The organism is Streptomyces sp. NRRL F-2664, assembly GCF_000719345.1.
Lineage (GTDB): Bacteria > Actinomycetota > Actinomycetes > Streptomycetales > Streptomycetaceae > Streptomyces.
Window position 1 is genome coordinate 72,596 of the sequence record NZ_JOFX01000024.1, and the last position, 17,917, is coordinate 90,512.

General features: G+C 70.1%; 12 protein-coding genes. 5 read left to right on the plus strand and 7 right to left on the minus strand.

Annotated elements, in window-relative coordinates; all coding sequences use genetic code 11:
* Nucleotides 1-29 precede the first annotated feature (29 nt).
* Complete coding sequence (gene mshC, locus IF89_RS0121175) at nt 30-1,259, plus strand: cysteine--1-D-myo-inosityl 2-amino-2-deoxy-alpha-D-glucopyranoside ligase (protein ID WP_030770309.1); 1,230 nt, start codon at nt 30-32, stop codon at nt 1,257-1,259.
* 185 nt (nt 1,260-1,444) lie between these two features.
* Here the strand turns inward: mshC and IF89_RS0121180 are convergent, their stop codons facing one another.
* The 5 genes from IF89_RS0121180 to IF89_RS0121200 form a co-directional block, all read right to left on the minus strand.
* The gene (locus IF89_RS0121180) at nt 1,445-2,425 is read right to left on the minus strand and encodes a PAC2 family protein (RefSeq protein WP_030770313.1); all 981 of its coding nucleotides are present in this window, start codon (nt 2,423-2,425) and stop codon (nt 1,445-1,447) included.
* A 126-nt stretch (nt 2,426-2,551) separates the two neighbouring features.
* Complete coding sequence (locus IF89_RS0121185; RefSeq protein WP_030770316.1) at nt 2,552-4,159, minus strand: glycerol-3-phosphate dehydrogenase/oxidase; 1,608 nt, start codon at nt 4,157-4,159, stop codon at nt 2,552-2,554.
* A gap of 40 nt (nt 4,160-4,199) precedes the next feature.
* The gene (glpK, locus tag IF89_RS0121190) at nt 4,200-5,726 is read right to left on the minus strand and encodes a glycerol kinase GlpK (protein WP_030770319.1); all 1,527 of its coding nucleotides are present in this window, start codon (nt 5,724-5,726) and stop codon (nt 4,200-4,202) included.
* A gap of 79 nt (nt 5,727-5,805) precedes the next feature.
* Entirely contained in the window at nt 5,806-6,588 is a 783-nt protein-coding gene (locus IF89_RS0121195; protein WP_030770322.1) for an MIP/aquaporin family protein, read from the minus strand.
* Between the two features lie 314 nt (nt 6,589-6,902).
* Nucleotides 6,903-7,670, minus strand: coding sequence for an IclR family transcriptional regulator (locus tag IF89_RS0121200; protein WP_030770323.1), 768 nt, complete (start codon nt 7,668-7,670; stop codon nt 6,903-6,905).
* A gap of 272 nt (nt 7,671-7,942) precedes the next feature.
* On the opposite strand from IF89_RS0121200, the gene metH reads away from it, so the two are divergent.
* The 4 genes from metH (at nt 7,943) to IF89_RS0121220 (ending at nt 16,120) form a co-directional block, all read left to right on the plus strand.
* Entirely contained in the window at nt 7,943-11,452 is a 3,510-nt protein-coding gene (gene metH / locus IF89_RS0121205; protein ID WP_030770326.1) for a methionine synthase, read from the plus strand.
* Between the two features lie 111 nt (nt 11,453-11,563).
* Nucleotides 11,564-12,265, plus strand: a complete 702-nt coding sequence (locus IF89_RS0121210; RefSeq protein WP_030770329.1) for an HAD family hydrolase — start codon at nt 11,564-11,566, stop codon at nt 12,263-12,265.
* A gap of 595 nt (nt 12,266-12,860) precedes the next feature.
* Nucleotides 12,861-14,465, plus strand: coding sequence for an ABC transporter substrate-binding protein (locus IF89_RS0121215; RefSeq protein WP_030770333.1), 1,605 nt, complete (start codon nt 12,861-12,863; stop codon nt 14,463-14,465).
* A gap of 71 nt (nt 14,466-14,536) precedes the next feature.
* Nucleotides 14,537-16,120 (plus strand): ABC transporter substrate-binding protein, encoded by a 1,584-nt coding sequence (locus IF89_RS0121220; protein ID WP_030770334.1) that lies wholly within the window; start codon nt 14,537-14,539, stop codon nt 16,118-16,120.
* 131 nt (nt 16,121-16,251) lie between these two features.
* Here IF89_RS0121220 and IF89_RS0121225 read toward each other — a convergent pair whose 3' ends face one another.
* The gene (locus IF89_RS0121225; RefSeq protein WP_030770338.1) at nt 16,252-16,923 is read right to left on the minus strand and encodes a response regulator; all 672 of its coding nucleotides are present in this window, start codon (nt 16,921-16,923) and stop codon (nt 16,252-16,254) included.
* 93 nt (nt 16,924-17,016) lie between these two features.
* Nucleotides 17,017-17,907: a RecB family exonuclease gene (locus IF89_RS0121230; RefSeq protein WP_199820538.1), complete on the minus strand. Its 891-nt coding sequence runs from the start codon at nt 17,905-17,907 to the stop codon at nt 17,017-17,019.
* Nucleotides 17,908-17,917: the final 10 nt, after the last annotated feature.

Here is a 17,917-nt window from a genome sequence, read left to right on the forward strand (position 1 = left end):
CGGAACATCCGTCCGGTTAGGCTCGACACATGCATGCCTGGCCCGCTTCTGAGGTCCCCGCCCTGCCCGGCAAGGGCCGCGACCTCCAGATCCACGACACCGCGACCCAGGGGACGATCACCCTCGCCCCCGGTCCCGTCGCCCGCATCTACGTCTGCGGCATCACCCCGTACGACGCGACCCACATCGGTCACGCGGCGACCTACAACGCGTTCGACCTCGTGCAGCGCGTGTGGCTCGACACCAAGCGGCAGGTCCACTACGTCCAGAACGTCACGGACGTCGACGACCCGCTCCTGGAACGGGCGCTGCGCGACGGCCACGACTGGACCGAGCTGGCCGAGCGCGAGACCGCGCTCTTCCGTGAGGACATGACGGCCCTGCGGATGCTGCCGCCGCAGCACTACATCGGAGCCGTCGAAGCCATACCGGGCATCGTGCCGCTGGTGGAGCGGCTGCGGGACGCGGGCGCCGCGTACGAGCTGGACGGCGACACCTACTTCTCCGTGGAGTCCGACCCGCACTTCGGAGGCGTCTCCCACCTCGACGCCGAGGCGATGCGGCTGCTCTCGGCGGAGCGCGGCGGCGACCCGGAGCGCCCGGGCAAGAAGAACCCGCTGGACCCGATGCTGTGGATGGCGGCGCGCCCGGGCGAGCCGAGCTGGGACGGCGGCTCGCTGGGCCGCGGCCGGCCCGGCTGGCACATCGAGTGCGTCGCGATCGCCCTCGACCACCTGGGCATGGGCTTCGACATCCAGGGCGGCGGCTCCGACCTCGCCTTCCCGCACCACGAGATGGGCGCCTCGCACGCACAGGCGCTGACCGGCGAGTTCCCCATGGCCCGGGCGTACGTCCACGCGGGGATGGTCGCCCTGCACGGCGAGAAGATGTCGAAGTCGAAGGGGAACCTCGTCTTCGTCTCGGCGCTGCGCCGCGCCGGGGTCGACCCGGCGGCGATCCGCCTGGCCCTGCTCTCGCACCACTACCGGGCGGACTGGGAGTGGACGGACGCCGTCCTCGACGAGGCCGTGGCCCGGCTGGAGCGGTGGCGCGCGGCGGTCTCCCGCCCCGACGGCATCCCCGCGGACGCGGTCCTCGAAGAGGTCCGCGAGGCCCTGGCGAACGACCTGGACGCCCCCGCGGCGCTGGCGGCCGTGGACCGCTGGGTCGACCGGCAGAACGCCACCGACGGCGACGACGAGTCGGCCCCGGGCCTGATCTCCCGCACGGTCGACGCCCTGCTCGGCGTGGCCCTGTAACACCCCGCTGCGGGTCGTGTCCGGGGGCGCCGCCCCGGATCCCGCGCCTCAAACGCCGGCGGGGCCGGATCTTCCGGCCCCGCCGGCGTTACGCGTGGAGGCCCGGCACACGGCGGACGGGCCGAAAGACAGCCCCGCCGGCGTTCGAGGCGCGGGGCGCGGGGCGGGGCCCCACGAGCCCCCGGCTACGCCTCCGGGGTGTCCTCACCCGGCTCCTCCGGCTGCGGTGGGGACACCGGCGGCTGCGGCTTCGGGGGCCGGGGGAGACCCCCGCTCGTGTCCCGCAGGTACGAGCCGTCGCCCGGCTCCGCCGCCGGGCCCGCCGCGGGGTCCCGCCGCCGCAGGTAGCGCTCGAACTCCCGGGCGATCGCGTCCCCCGAGGCCTCCGGCAGGTCGGCGGTGTCGCGCGCCTCCTCCAGGGTCTGGACGTACTCCGCCACCTCGCTGTCCTCGGCGGCCAGTTGGTCCACGCCCAGCTGCCAGGCCCGCGCGTCCTCCGGCAGCTCGCCCAGCGGGATCCTGATGTCGATCAGGTCCTCCAGCCGGTTGAGCAGGGCCAGCGTGGCCTTCGGGTTCGGCGGCTGCGACACGTAGTGCGGCACCGCCGCCCACAGCGACACCGCCGGCACGCCGGCATGCGTACAGGCCTCCTGGAGGACGCCCACGATGCCCGTCGGCCCCTCGTACTTGGTCTCCTCCAGGTCCATCGTCCGCGCCAGGTCCGCGTCCGACGTCACCCCGCTCACCGGCACCGGCCGGGTGTGCGGGGTGTCCCCGAGGAGCGCCCCGAGGATGACGACCATCTCCACGCCCAGCTCGTGCGCGAAGCCGAGGATCTCGTTGCAGAACGACCGCCACCGCATGGACGGTTCGATTCCGCGTACCAGCACCAGGTCGCGCGGTGTGGGACCGCCGATGCGCACCACCGAGAGCCGGGTCGTCGGCCACGTGATCTTCCGTACCCCGTTGTCCAGCCACACCGTCGGCCGGTTGACCTGGAAGTCGTAGTAGTCCTCGGCGTCCAGAGCCGCGAAGACCTCGCCCTTCCACTCCCGGTCCAGGTGCGCGACCGCACCGGAGGCCGCGTCACCCGCGTCGTTCCAGCCCTCGAACGCGGCCACCATGACCGGGTCGATCAGCTCGGGCACGCCCTCAAGCTCGATCACCCAGGTCTCCTTCCGAAGTTCCTTGCGTACGTGGGCCAGCCTAAGCCTTGAGGGGACACCGGCCACAGCCCACGACAGAGGGGCGGTTCCCCTCGGAACCGCCCCTCTTCCCCACCTGCCTGAGAGCTATGCCTTGCGGGCCAGCATCTCCGCGACGCGGGCCTTGACGGAGTCGTCGTCCAGGCCGCGGATCGTCACCGTCGTCCGGCGGCGCAGCACGTCGTCGACCGTCTCGGCCCACTCGTGGTCCCGGGCGTAGGCGACCTGCGCCCAGATCTCCGGGCCGTCCGGGTGGATGCGCTCGGCCAGGGCCGGGTCCTCGTTCGCCAGGCGGGCGATGTCGAAGGCCAGCGAACCGTAGTGGGAGGCCAGGTGGCGCGCGGTCAGCGGGTCCATCCGCGTGCCGGGCTCACGGTCCACCAGCAGCCGGTGCGCGACCGCGTTCGGGTTGGCGACACCCGGCAGGGCGATCCGGCGCACCAGGGACTTCACCGGCTCCATGTCCTCGGTCAGCGGGCTGCCCGGGAGCTTGGCCAGCTTGTCCATGACGACACGGCCGATGTGGCGGTACGTCGTCCACTTGCCGCCGGCGACCGACAGCATGCCGCCCGCGCCCTCGGAGACGACGGTCTCGCGCTTGGCCTTCTCCACCCCGCCGGGGCCGCCCGGCAGCACGCGCAGGCCGGCGAAGGCGTACGTCATCAGCGAGCGGTCGAGGTCGGCGTCCTTCACCGAGAAGGCCGCCTCGTCCAGGATCTGCTGGATGTCGGACTCGGTGGCGCGCACGTCCCCCGGGTCGCCCTCGTACACCTCGTCGGTGGTGCCGAGCAGCAGCTGGTCCTCCCACGGGAGGGCGAAGGTGATGCGGTACTTGTCGATCGGGGTGGCCATGGCGGCCTTCCAGGGCGACTTGCGCTTCATGACGATGTGCGCGCCCTTGGAGAGGCGGATCGACGGCATCGAGTGCTTGTCCTCCATGCGCCGCAGGTGGTCCACCCACGGGCCGGTGGCGTTGAGCACGACGCGCGCGTCGATGCCGAACTCGGTGCCGTCCAGGCGGTCCTTGAGCTCGGCGCCGGTGACCCGGCCCTGCGTCTTGCGCAGACCGGTGACCTCGGCGTGGTTGAGGACGACCGCACCCGACTCCACGGCCGCGCGGACCGTCATCACGGCCACGCGGGAGTCGTTCATCTGGTGGTCGTAGTAGACCGCGACGGCCTTGAGGTTGTCGGTCTTCAGACCGGGGTTGTCGGCGACGGCACGGGCCGGGGATATGACCTTGCCCATGCCGTCGCCGAAGGCCGAGAGGGCGGAGTAGGCGAAGACGCCCGCGCCCAGCTTGGCCGCACCCACCGGACCGCCCTTGTAGACCGGCAGGTAGAAGGTGAGCGGGTTGACCAGGTGCGGGGCCACGTCCTTGGCCAGCACCCGCCGCTCGTGGTGGTTCTCCGCGACCAGCTTGACCGCGCCGGTCTGCAGGTAGCGCAGGCCGCCGTGGACGAGCTTGGAGGAGGCCGAGGAGGTGGCGCCGGCGAAGTCGCCGGCGTCCACCATGGCAACCCGCAGACCCGACTGCGCGGCGTGCCAGGCCACCGAGGTGCCCAGGATTCCACCACCGATGACCAGCAGGTCGTACGTGGCCTTCGCCAGCTGCTCGCGGGTCTCGGCACGGCTCGCGTTCGCGCCGGCGGTCGGGTGCGTACCCAGGGCGGGGACGCTCTGCAGGGTGCTCATATCTCTTTCAGCTCCTCGTCGATTGACTCAGCTGGTGCGGTCAGCTGGCGTCTTCGTCGTCGACCCAGCCCATGGACCGCTCGACGGCCTTGAGCCAGCTCTTGTACTCGCGCTCCCGCTGCTCGGCGGGCATCCGCGGGGTCCACTCCGCCGCACGGCGCCAGTTGGCGCGCAGGGCGTCGGTGTCGGGCCAGAAGCCGACGGCCAGGCCGGCGGCGTAGGCGGCGCCGAGACAGGTGGTCTCGGCGACCATCGGGCGCACCACGGGGGCGTCCAGGAAGTCCGAGAGCGTCTGCATCAGCAGGTTGTTGGAGGTCATGCCGCCGTCGACCTTGAGGGCGGCGAGCTCGACGCCCGAGTCCTTGGTCATGGCGTCGGTGATCTCGCGGGTCTGCCAGGCCGTGGCCTCCAGGACGGCACGGGCGATGTGCGCCTTGGTGACGTACCGGGTGAGGCCGGCGATCACACCGCGGGCGTCGGAGCGCCAGTACGGGGCGAACAGGCCGGAGAAGGCCGGGACGAAGTAGGCGCCGCCGTTGTCCTCGACGGAGAGGGCCAGGGTCTCGATCTCGGCCGCGGACTTGATCAGGCCCATCTGGTCGCGCATCCACTGGACGAGCGAGCCGGTGACGGCGATGGAGCCCTCCAGGGCGTAGACCGGCTTCTGGTCGCCGATCTGGTAGCCGACCGTGGTCAGCAGGCCGCTGTAGGAATTGATGATCTTGTCGCCGGTGTTCATGAGCATGAACGTTCCGGTGCCGTACGTGGACTTCGCCTCGCCCTCGGCGAAACAGGTCTGGCCGAACAGGGCGGCCTGCTGGTCGCCGAGCGCCGAGGCGACCGGCACGCCGGCGAGGACGCCTTCCTTCACGTGGCCGTAGACCTCGGCGGAGGACTTGATCTCCGGGAGCACGTTGAGCGGGACGCCCATGGACTCCGCGATCTTCTCGTCCCAGGCGAGGGTGTGCAGGTTCATCAGCATGGTGCGCGAGGCGTTGGTGACGTCGGTGACGTGCGCACCGCCCTGGGCGCCGCCGGTGAGGTTCCAGATGACCCACGAGTCCATGGTGCCGAAGAGGATGTCGCCGGCCTCGGCGCGCTCGCGCAGGCCCTCGACGTTGTCGAGGAGCCAGCGGACCTTCGGGCCGGCGAAGTAGCTGGCCAGCGGCAGGCCGGTCTCGCGGCGGAAGCGGTCCTGGCCGACGTTGCGGCCGAGCTCCTTGCAGAGGGCGTCGGTGCGGGTGTCCTGCCAGACCAGCGCGTTGTGGACCGGCTCGCCGGTGTGGCGGTCCCACAGCAGCGTGGTCTCGCGCTGGTTGGTGATGCCGATCGCCTTGACGTCGGCGGAGGTGATCTCGGCCTTGGCGATGGCGCCGGCGACGACCTCCTGAACGTTGGTCCAGATCTCGGTGGCGTCGTGCTCCACCCAGCCCGGCTTGGGGAAGATCTGCTCGTGCTCCTTCTGGTCGACGGCGACGATGCGGCCGTCGCGGTCGAAGACGATGCAGCGCGAGGAGGTGGTGCCCTGGTCGATCGCGGCGATGAAGGGGCCGGTGCTGCTGGTCATGATGGCTGCTCCTGGCAGGTCTGGTGAGTAGGCGGAATCAGGCGTGCGGTGCGGATCTTACGAGCGCGGCAGGTGCTGATCAGGCGAACGCGATGTTGTACAGACCGCCGGCGAGCACGGCACCGACGAGCGGGCCGACCACCGGGATCCAGGAGTAGCCCCAGTCGGAGCCGCCCTTGTTCGGGAGCGGCAGCAGGGCGTGGACTATTCGGGGTCCGAGGTCGCGGACCGGGTTGATGGCGTAGCCGGTCGGACCACCCAGGGAGAGGCCGATGCCGACGACCACGAAGGACGTGATCAGGACGCCGACGACACCGAGCCCCTTGCCGCCGTCCTGCAGGCCCTGCGTCAGGATCGCCAGGACCAGGACGGCGGTGCCGATGATCTCGGTCGCGAGGTTCTGCACGACGTTGCGGATCTCGGGGCCCGTGGAGAAGACGCCGAGCACCGGGCCGGCGACGTCGTGCGGGTGCGGGTCCTCGGGGCCGAGCTTGGCGTCGCGGATGTGCTCGGGGTCGGAGAGGTGCGCGCGGAACTGACCGAAGTAGGTCACCCACATCACCACCGCGCCGAGCATGGCGCCCAGCAGCTGGCCGGCGAAGTAGACGGGCGCGTCGCCCCACTCGCCGGTCTTGACGGCGAGGCCGACGGTGACCGCCGGGTTCAGATGCGCACCGGAGAGCGGTGCGGAGACGTAGGCCGCGATCAGGACCGCGAAGCCCCAGCCGAAGGTGATCGCGAGCCAGCCCGCGTTGCGGGCCTTGGAGCTCTTGAGTGTCACTGCGGCGCAGACGCCACCGCCGAGAAGGGTGAGCAGGGCGGTACCGATGGTCTCGCCGATGAAGATGTCGGAGCTGGACACCCGCGACTCCTTACGTACGTCCAGGGGTGGGCGGAAACCGGGTCCCTCCGGTGGTTCCGCGCACTCGGTGAGTGCTGCACCGGTCCTTGGCCTTGTCGCATCCTAGCGCGTATTGCCGGTAGGTGTTCGACAATGTCGACCGGTGAACGGCAGTTTTCCGCCCAGGTGAAGAATGCGTCAAGGGTCGGCCGGGCCAATGTTCCGGATCGTTACCGGCACGTGCGATCAGCCAAAACCGGCCAACTGAAGGTCGGGATAGGCCGAAAAATGGTCAGAAGGGGGCCAGGTGGTGGCCGAAGCCTGCTAAAGAAGGGTCAGAACCGGCCTGCACCGAGGTCGCGCGAAACCGCGCGCGCACAGTCCCGCACCGAAGCGACGAGCGCCGCCCGGGGCTCCCCGGCCTCGCCGCAGACCCGCTCCACGGCGCCGGCCACCGCCACCGCGCCCACCGGCATCCGGCGCCGGTCGTGGATCGGCGCCGCCACCGAGGCGATGCCCTGCCACGTCTCCTCGACATCGGCTGCCCACCCGCGGGCCCGGGTCAGCCCCAGGATCTCCTCGAAGCCCGCGGCGTCCGTGACCGTGCGCGGGGTGAACGGGTCCCGGTCCACCTCCATCGCCTGCGCGTGCGCGACGGGGTCGTACGCCGACAGCACCTTGCCCAGCGCGGTCGAGTGCAGCGGCTGCATGGCCCCGACCTCCAGCACCTGGCGGCTGTCGTCCGGACGGAACACGTGGTGCATGATCAGCACCCCGCTCTGGTGGAGCACGCCGACGTACACGCTCTCGCCGCTCGCCCGGGCCAGGTCGTCCGTCCACACCAGGGCGCGGGCGCGCAGCTCGTGCACGTCCAGATAGCTGTTGCCCAGGCGCAGCAGCTCGGCGCCCAGCTGGTAGCGCCCGGAGGCCGGGTCCTGCTCCACGAAGCCCTCGGCCTGAAGGGTGCGCAGGATGCCGTGGGCCGTGCCCTTGGCCAGCCCGAGCGAGGACGCCACGTCCGAGAGGCCCAGCCGGCGCTCCCCGCCCGCCAGGAGTCGCAGCATCGCAGCGGCTCGTTCGAGCGACTGGATGTTCCGTGCCATCGCGCAGCCTCCTGCTGACCTTCGGTTCAACAACCATCTTGACGTGGTTCGACAATGCTGAACAGTATCGGTCGATGTCGACCTTGTGCACCGTCGGTGATCTGTTCGCCGTACCGCCACCGGGACACCCACGGCAAGCACCCGCCACAGAATGCAGTCCGCCACGTGGGACACCCACACCGGGGCCGGTGCCGCGCGGTTACCCTGGCCGCGTGCACCCTTGACACAGCGGGGGTGCAAAGCCGACAGCCGTCGCATCCCAGGGAGCACTCATGGCCTCGTTGCCGAACCCGCCCGCCGACACCCAGACCCGGGCCGATGCCCTCCGGGAGGCACTCGCGACCCGCGTGGTCGTCGCCGACGGAGCCATGGGAACGATGCTCCAGGCGCAGGACCCCACCCTCGACGACTTCCAGCAGCTCGAAGGCTGCAACGAGGTCCTCAACATCACCCGCCCGGACATCGTCCGCACGGTGCACGAGGCGTACTTCTCGGTGGGCGTGGACTGCGTCGAGACCAACACCTTCGGCGCCAACCACGCCGCCCTCGCCGAGTACGACATCGCCGAACGCAACTTCGAGCTCTCCGAGGCCGGCGCCCGCATCGCCCGCGAGGTCGCCGACGCCTTCACCGCCTCCACCGGACAGCAGCGCTGGGTCCTCGGCTCCATCGGCCCCGGCACCAAGCTGCCCACCCTCGGCCACATCACCTACGCGCAGATCCGCGACGCCTACCAGACCAACGCCGAGGGCCTCCTCACCGGCGGCGCCGACGCACTGCTCGTCGAGACCACCCAGGACCTCCTGCAGACGAAGTCCTCCATCATCGGTGCCCGCCGCGCCATGGAGGCCCTCGGCGTCCAGGTCCCGCTGATCTGCTCCGTCACCGTCGAGACCACCGGCACCATGCTGCTGGGCTCCGAGATCGGCGCGGCCCTCACCGCCCTGGAGCCCCTCGGCATCGACATGATCGGCCTGAACTGCGCCACCGGCCCCGCCGAGATGAGCGAGCACCTTCGCTACCTCGCGCGCAACGCCCGCATCCCGCTCTCCTGCATGCCCAACGCCGGCCTGCCCGTCCTGACCAAGCAGGGCGCGCACTACCCGCTGACCGCCCCCGAGCTCGCCGACGCCCAGGAGACCTTCGTCCGCGAGTACGGCCTGTCCCTGGTCGGCGGCTGCTGCGGTACCACCCCCGAGCACCTGCGTCAGGTCGTCGAGCGGGTCCGCGGCACGCAGGTCGCCCCGCGCGACCCGCGGCCCGAGCCCGGCGCCGCCTCCCTCTACCAGACCGTGCCCTTCCGCCAGGACACCTCGTACATGGCGATCGGCGAGCGCACCAACGCCAACGGCTCCAAGAAGTTCCGCGAGGCCATGCTGGAGGCCCGCTGGGACGACTGCGTCGAGATGGCCCGCGACCAGATCCGCGAGGGCGCGCACATGCTCGACCTCTGCGTCGACTACGTGGGCCGCGACGGCGTCGCCGACATGGAGGAACTCGCCGGCCGCTTCGCCACCGCCTCCACCCTCCCGATCGTCCTGGACTCCACCGAGGTCGCCGTCATCCGCGCGGGCCTGGAGAAGCTCGGCGGCCGCGCGGTCATCAACTCGGTCAACTACGAGGACGGCGACGGCCCCGACTCCCGCTTCGCCCAGGTCACCCGGCTGGCCCAGGAGCACGGCGCCGCGCTGATCGCGCTGACCATCGACGAGGAGGGCCAGGCCCGCACCGCCGAGCACAAGGTCGCCATCGCCGAACGCCTCATCGAAGACCTCACGGGCAACTGGGGGATCCGCGAGTCGGACATCCTCATCGACACGCTCACCTTCACCATCTGCACCGGCCAGGAGGAGTCCCGAGGCGACGGCATCGCCACCATCGAGGCGATCCGCGAACTCAAGCGCCGCCACCCCGAGGTCCAGACCACCCTCGGCCTCTCCAACATCTCCTTCGGCCTGAACCCGGCCGCCCGCGTCCTGCTGAACTCGGTCTTCCTCGACGAGTGCGTCAAGGCCGGCCTGGACTCGGCCATCGTCCACGCCTCCAAGATCCTGCCCATCGCACGGTTCGACGAGGAGCAGGTCTCCACCGCCCTCGACCTGATCTACGACCGGCGCACCGGGGACTACGACCCGCTGCAGAAGCTGATGGCCCTCTTCGAGGGCGTCAACACCAAGTCGCTGAAGGCGGGCCGCGCCGAGGAACTGCTCGCCCTGCCCCTGGAGGAGCGGCTGCGGCAGCGCATCGTCGACGGCGAGAAGAACGGCCTGGAGGCCGACCTCGACGAGGCCCTGCTGACGCGCCCCGCCCTCGACATCGTCAACGACACCCTCCTGGAGGGCATGAAGGTCGTCGGCGAGCTCTTCGGCTCGGGCCAGATGCAGCTCCCCTTCGTCCTGCAGTCCGCCGAGGTCATGAAGACGGCCGTGGCCCACCTCGAACCGCACATGGAGAAGACGGACGACGACGGCAAGGGCACCATCGTCCTCGCCACCGTCCGCGGCGACGTCCACGACATCGGCAAGAACCTCGTCGACATCATCCTGACGAACAACGGCTACAACGTCGTCAACATCGGCATCAAGCAGCCCGTCTCCGCGATCCTCGAAGCCGCCCAGGAGCACAAGGCCGACGTCATCGGGATGTCCGGCCTGCTCGTGAAGTCGACCGTGATCATGAAGGAGAACCTGGAGGAGCTCAACCAGCGCAAGCTGGCCGCCGACTACCCGGTGATCCTCGGCGGCGCCGCCCTCACCCGCGCCTACGTCGAACAGGACCTCCACGAGATCTACGAGGGCGAGGTCCGCTACGCCCGCGACGCCTTCGAGGGCCTGCGCCTCATGGACGCCCTCATCGCCGTCAAGCGCGGCGTGCCCGGCGCCGCCCTGCCCGAGCTCAAGCAGCGCCGGGTCGCCAAGCGGGACACACCCCTCCAGGTGGAGGAGCCGCAGGAGCCCGGCGGCCGCTCGGACGTCGCCGTCGACAACCCGGTGCCCACCCCGCCCTTCTGGGGCACCCGGGTGGTCAAGGGCATCCCGCTCAAGGACTACGCCTCCTGGCTGGACGAGGGAGCCCTCTTCAAGGGCCAGTGGGGCCTGAAGCAGGCCCGCGCGGGCGGGCCCACGTACGAGGAGCTCGTGGAGAGCGAGGGCCGCCCGCGCCTGCGCGGCCTGCTGGAGAAGCTGCACACCGAGAACCTGCTGGAGGCGGCCGTCGTCTACGGCTACTTCCCCTGCGTCTCCAAGGGCGACGACCTGATCATCCTCGACGACGACGGCAACGAGCGGACCCGCTTCACCTTCCCCCGCCAGCGCCGCGGCCGCCGTCTGTGCCTCGCGGACTTCTTCCGGCCCGAGGAGTCCGGCGAGACCGACGTCGTCGGCCTCCAGGTGGTCACCGTCGGCTCGAAGATCGGCGAGGCCACGGCCAAGCTCTTCGAGTCCGACTCCTACCGCGAATACCTGGAGCTGCACGGCCTGTCGGTCCAGCTCGCCGAGGCCATGGCCGAGTACTGGCACGCCCGCGTCCGGGCCGAGCTCGGATTCGGCGGCGAGGACCCGGCCAGGGTCGAGGACATGTTCGACCTGAAGTACCGCGGTGCCCGCTTCTCCCTCGGCTACGGCGCCTGCCCCGACCTGGAGGACCGTGCGAAGATCGCCGACCTCCTCCAGCCGGAGCGGATCGGCGTCCACCTCTCGGAGGAGTTCCAGCTCCACCCGGAGCAGTCCACCGACGCGATCGTGATCCACCACCCCGAAGCGAAGTATTTCAACGCACGCTGACCTCCGCCGACGTACACTTGTCGGTCCCATACAGGCCGGTCGCCTGTTCCCCGGGGGATGCCCCGTGGGAAGAGGTGACCGGCCTTCTCGTCCCCTACGAGAGGTACGCGCATGACGAGCACCGTTCCCGCCCCGGTCACCCGCACGGCCGACGGCTCGGCCCTGCAGGCGGTACTGCTCGACATGGACGGCACCCTGGTGGACACCGAGGGCTTCTGGTGGGAGATCGAGGCGGAGGTCTTCCGCGAACTCGGCCACCGTCTGGAGGACGCGTGGCGCGACGTGGTCGTCGGCGGCCCCATGACCCGCAGCGCCGGCTTCCTCATCGAGGCGACCGGCGCCGCCATCGGCATCGCCGAGCTGAGCGTCCTGCTCAACGAGCGCTTCGAGGCGCGCATCGCCGACCAGGTCCCCCTGATGCCCGGCGCCGAGCGGCTGCTGAGCGAGCTGGCCCGCCACAACGTGCCCACCGCCCTCGTCTCCGCCTCGCACCGCCGGGTCATCGACCGGGTCCTGCTCACCCTGGGCCGCGACCGCTTCACCATGACGGTCGCCGGCGACGAGGTCGCCCGTACCAAGCCGCACCCCGACCCGTACCTGCTCGCGGCGCAGACCCTGGGGGCCCACCCCTCGCGGTGCGCCGTCATCGAGGACACCAGCACCGGTGTCGCGGCCGCCGAGGCCGCGGGCTGCCGGGTGGTGGCGGTGCCGTCGGTCGGCGTCATCGAACCGGCTCCGGGGCGCACGGTCGTCCGCTCGCTGGAGGACGTCGACCTGGCGTTCCTGCGGTCCCTCATCGTCCCGCTGAACTGACGGTCCGCATCACCCACAGTGACGACGGGGCCGGCGTGGCGACTGCGCCACCCTCAGGGACACATCGGCATGCAGCGCCCCACATCGGTATGCATCACCACGCTTCGGAATCCCCTCAATACGCTCCGTGCCGAACGGAAACGCGGTCGATCCCCGCTCTGGCGGAAGGATCTTCCGTCGTATGCCCCGGAGGCTGAAATTCCATCCTCTCTCCGGCAGTTGCACAGAGTGACCTTGGTCACGCGTCACAGCCCCGACGGCCCTGTCCCCGGCCCCACGCGGCTTCCCATGTGTCCGCATTGATCAGCCCGTGACCGAATCTGCGCAGCCCTGTGGTTGAACAGGCAGTTCGCTCCGATCACGGTGCGATTACGCCCCAAGTCCGGCCAGTTCCAGCCATCCCGTCCCGGGCCACTAGTGTCGAGCCGGGCACTGCGCCGCACCCAGCCGTCCCGGACACACACCCCTGTGCCGGAACCGCGTGGACCGATCGTCACAACATCCGGCCCGATCGTTCCGCCCCGAACGGGCGACCGCCGCGAAGTGCCCTTCACACCGCTTTGAGCAAGTGCCGGTTACAGGGAGTACTTCCAGCATGAACCGCAAGACCATGGTGCTGACGGCCGCGGCCGGACTGCTCACCCCCGCGCTGGCCGCATGCGGCACCGCGAGCGGCGGAGGAGCAGGATCCGCAGCGATCGTCGTCGGGACCACCGACCGGTTCGAGGCCGCAGACTTCGCTCCCGCCCCCTTCGACCCGGCCTACGCCTACGACGCCGGCGCCTGGAACATCCTGCGCCAGACCGTCCAGACGCTGATGCACACCCCGCGCGGCGGCGGCCAGCCCGTCCCCGAAGCGGCCTCCGCCTGCCGCTTCACCGACTCCGGCAACCAGAGCTACCGCTGCACCCTGTGCCCCGGCCTGAAGTTCGCCGACGGCGATCCCCTCACCGCCAAGGACGTCAAGTTCTCCATCGACCGCGTCCGCGCGATCAAGGACGAGAACGGCCCCTCCTCCCTCCTCTCCACCCTCGACCGCGTCGAGGCCAAGGGCGAGGACACCGTCGTCTTCCACCTGAAGACCCCGGACGCGACGTTCCCCTTCAAGCTCTCCACCCCCGCCGCGGGCATCGTCAGCGAGAAGGACTACGACGCCAAGAAGCTCCGCGAAGGCTTCGAGGTCGCCGGCTCCGGGCCCTACACCATGAAGGCCGAGGTCAAGGACAACCGCCTCGTCCGCGCCGTCTTCAGCAAGAACCCCCACTACAAGGGCGACCTCAAGCTGCAGAACGACAAGGTCGAGCTGCGCACCTACCCCGACTCCGCGACCATGGGCAAGGCCCTCACCGACGGGAAGATCCACATGGTCTCCCGCACCCTGTCGCCCGCCCAGATCAACGAGCTGAACGCCAACCCGCCCAAGGGCGTCAAGCTGGTCCCGATGCCCGGCCTGGAGATCCGCTACATCGGCTTCAACACCGACGCGCCCGTCGTCAAGGACAAGGCCGTCCGCCAGGCCCTCGCCGCGGCCGTCGACCGCAGCGCGCTCATCTCCAAGGTCTACGGCAAGTCGGCCCAGCCGCTCTACTCGCTGGTCCCCACCAGCGTCACCGGCCACGTCAACTCCTTCTACAACAAGTACGGCGACGCCAACACGCCCAAGGCCGCCGCACTCCTGAAGGAAGCCGGCATCAAGACCCCGGTCAAGCTGACCCTGCACTACACCAGCGACCACTACGGCGACGGCACCGCGGCCGAGTTCGAAGCCCTCAAGGCCCAGCTCAACGCCACCCAGCTCTTCGACATCACCGTCCAGGGCAGCGAGTGGTCCGAATTCCGCCCCGCGCAGAAGAAGGGCGACCACGCCGCCTACGGGCTCGGCTGGTTCCCCGACTACCCGGACGCCGAAAACTTCCTCGCCCCGTTCCTGGAGCAGGACAACTTCCTGGGCACGCCGTACGCCAACACCGCGGTGCGCACCAGGCTCCTCCCCGAATCCCGGCGCGCGGTCGACCGTAACGTCGCCGCCCCGGCGGTCACGGAGATGCAGGACATCGTCGCCGAGGACGTACCCGTCCTGCCCCTGTGGCAGGGCAAGCAGTACGTCGCCGCACGCGACGGGATCACCGGAGTGGAGTGGTCGGTCAACGCCATCTCCGACCTCCAGCTGTGGGAGCTCGGCCGCGGCGTAAGCGGCTGAGCAAGGCAGAGACCGGCAGCGGATGTCGCGGGCCGGAGCAACGAAACAGTTCGACTGTGAAGGACGTTCGCGTGAATCGACGTAACCAGTGGCTGGCGGCCCCGCTCGGCGCAGCCACCGCCGCCGCGCTGCTCAGCGGTTGCGGTTCGACCGATGGCTCCAATGCCGGCAGCGGCAAGGGCGTGGTCATGGGCATATCCGACAAGGTGAAGTCCACCGACCCGGCATCCGGCTACGACCCGGGCTCCTGGCTGCTCTTCAACAACGTCTTCCAGTCGCTGCTGAGCTTCCCCAAGGGCGGCACCACCCCCGAGCCCGACGCCGCCCAGAGCTGCGCCTTCGAGGGCGGCGACAGCAAGCTCTTCAAGTGCACGCTGAAGAAGGACCTGAAGTTCAGCAACGGGCACGAGCTCACCTCGAAGGACGTCAAGTACTCCTTCGAGCGCACGCTGAAGATCAACGACGAGAACGGCCCCGCCGTCATGCTCTCCTCGATCGCGGGCATCGACGCCCCCGACGAGCAGACCGTCGTCTTCCGCCTGAAGGCCTCCGACGCCACCTTCCCCAGCAAGATCGCCTCGGGTGCCGGCTCCATCGTCGACCACCGCGAATACCCGGCCGACAAGCTCCGCACCGACAACAAGGCCGTCGGCTCCGGCGTCTACAAGCTCGACTCCTTCAGCGAGAAGAGCGCCACCTTCTCCGTCAACGAGTCCTACACGGGCAAGGCCAAGGCCAAGAACACCGGCGTCACCCTGAAGTTCTTCAACGGCGACCAGGCCGGCCTCAAGACCGTCCTCGAAAGCGGAGACGTCGACTTCGCCTTCCGCGGCCTCGCGGCCAAGGACATCGCCGCCCTCGCCTCCAGCAAGACCGGCGACGACAAGGTCGACGTCGTCCAGGGCACCGGCGCCGAGGTCGAGCACATGGTCTTCAACATGAACGACCCCGTCGTCGGCAAGCTCCCCGTCCGCAAAGCCATCGCCTACCTCGTGGACCGCGAAGCCCTCGTCAAGGACGTGTACGCCGGCACCGCCACCGCCCTGTACTCCATCGTCCCCACCGGCATCGCCGGCCACACCACGCCGTTCTTCGACCGCTACGGCGGCAGCCCGCAGCCCGAGAAGGCCAAGGCCGTCCTCAAGGCCGCCAACATCAACGGCAAGGTCAAGGTCACCCTCTACTCGACCCCGTCCCGCTACGGCCCCTCCACCGACCAGCAGTTCGAGGTCATCGCCAAGCAGCTCAACGACAGCGGCCTCTTCGAGGCCGACGTCAAGTCCGTCGAGTACGAGCAGTACGAGAAGGACATCCAGGCCGGCAAGTACGGCATCTACGTCAAGGGCTGGGTCCCCGACTACCCGGACGCCGACAACTTCACCCAGCCGTTCTTCGGCCCCGGCAACGTCCTGAACAACAACTACGACAACAAGGAGATCACCGGGACGATCATCCCGTCGACCTCCGCCAAGTCCGACCGCACCGCGGCCAACACCGACTACAACCGGCTCCAGGACATCGTCGCCGACGAGCTCCCGCTCCTCCCGCTCTGGCAGGGCAAGCAGTACGCCGTCACCCGCCAGAACGTCAACGGCCTGCAGTGGTCCCTCGACGCCTCGACCGTCTTCCGCTTCTGGGAGATCAGCAAGGGCTGACCCCCGGGACCGCACCCCGGCACACCACGGGGCCGCACGCGCGACGACTGACTCGCGCGTGCGGCCCCGCGGCCGTCCCCGACCCGGCCCCACCCCGAGCTCCTGCACCCGGCGCGGCCACCGCCGGAAAGCTACTGCGCTCCCGGGCGCACCAGCCCGCTCTCGTACGCGTACACCGCCGCCTGCACCCGGTCCCGCAGCCCCAGCTTCGTCAGGACGTGCCCCACGTGCGTCTTGACCGTCGTCTCGCTCACGAACAGGTCCGCCGCGATCTCCGCGTTCGACAACCCCCGCGACACCAGCTTCAGCACCTCCACCTCGCGCTCGGTCAGCGTCCCCAACGTGTCCGGAACGCGCTCCTCACCCGACGGCAGATGCCCCGCGTACTTGTCCAGCAGCCGCCGCGTGATGCTGGGCGCGAGCATCGCCTCACCCGCCGCCACCACCCGGATCGCCTGCACCAGCTCATGGGCCGGCGCGTCCTTCAACAGGAACCCGCTCGCCCCCGCCCGCAGCGCCTCCACCACGTACTCGTCCAGATCGAAGGTGGTCAGCACCAGCACCTTCGCCGGACCGTCCCGGCCCGGACCCGTGATCTGCCGGGTCGCCTCCACCCCGTCCATCCGCGGCATCCGGATGTCCATCAGCACCACGTCCGGCTGCAGCGCCCGCACCTGGTCCAGCGCCTGCAGGCCGTCCCCGGCCTCCCCGACCACCGCCAGGTCCCCCTCCGCCTCCAGGATCATCCGGAAACCCGTGCGCAACAGTGGCTGGTCGTCGACCAGGAGAACGCGGATGGCCACGGGCAGTACCTCGTATTCGTCGGACAGCAGCGGCGGACACGCCCATTCTGCCCTGACCCGACGATCAAGAAATCCCGCCCCCGCGACCGCCCGCTAACTGCCCGCGGAAGCACCCCCGGGCCGCGGCACCACCGGCAGCGGATACACCGGGGGAGTACCGCCGAACTCCGGACACGACCCCTGGTGATCACACCACCCGCACAGCTTCGTCGGCCGCGGCCGCCACTCACCCGTCCGCGTCGCCTCCCGGATCGCCTCCCACAACGCGAGCAGCTTGCGCTCCACCCGCTCCAGATCCGCCATCACCGGGTCGTACGTCAACACGTCCCCACTGCCCAGATACACCAGCTGCAGCCGCCGCGGCACCACCTGCTTCAGCCGCCACACCACCAGCGCGTAGAACTTCATCTGGAACAGCGCACCCTCCGCATACTCCGCCCGCGGCGCCTTCCCCGTCTTGTAGTCGACGATCCGCACCTCACCCGTCGGCGCCACGTCCACCCGGTCGATGATCCCGCGCAGCCGCAGCCCCGAATCCAGCTCCGTCTCCACGAAGAACTCCCGCTCCACCGGCTCCAGCCGCGTCGGATCCTCCAACGTGAACCAGCGCTCGACCAGCGCCTCCGCCTCCGTCAGCCACCGCGCCAGCCCGGCCCCCTCGTCACCCTCCGGGAACAGCTCCGCCAGCTCCGGCCGCGCCCCCAGCAACCGCTCCCACTGCCCCGGAAGCAGCTCCTTCGCCCGCGGCACCGTCCGCTCCTGCGCAGGATGGTCGAAAAGCCGCTCCAGCACCGCGTGCACCAGCGTCCCCCGCGTCGCCGCCGCACTCGGCTTCTCCGGCAGCCTGTCGATCACCCGGAACCGGTAGAGCAGCGGACACTGCATGAAATCGCTCGCCCGGGAAGGAGAGAGGGAAGAGGGTGCCACAGCACCCGGGCTCGCGGCGTCGGCCGCGCCGGGCGCGGCACCGGGGCTCGTCGTCATGGACAAAACC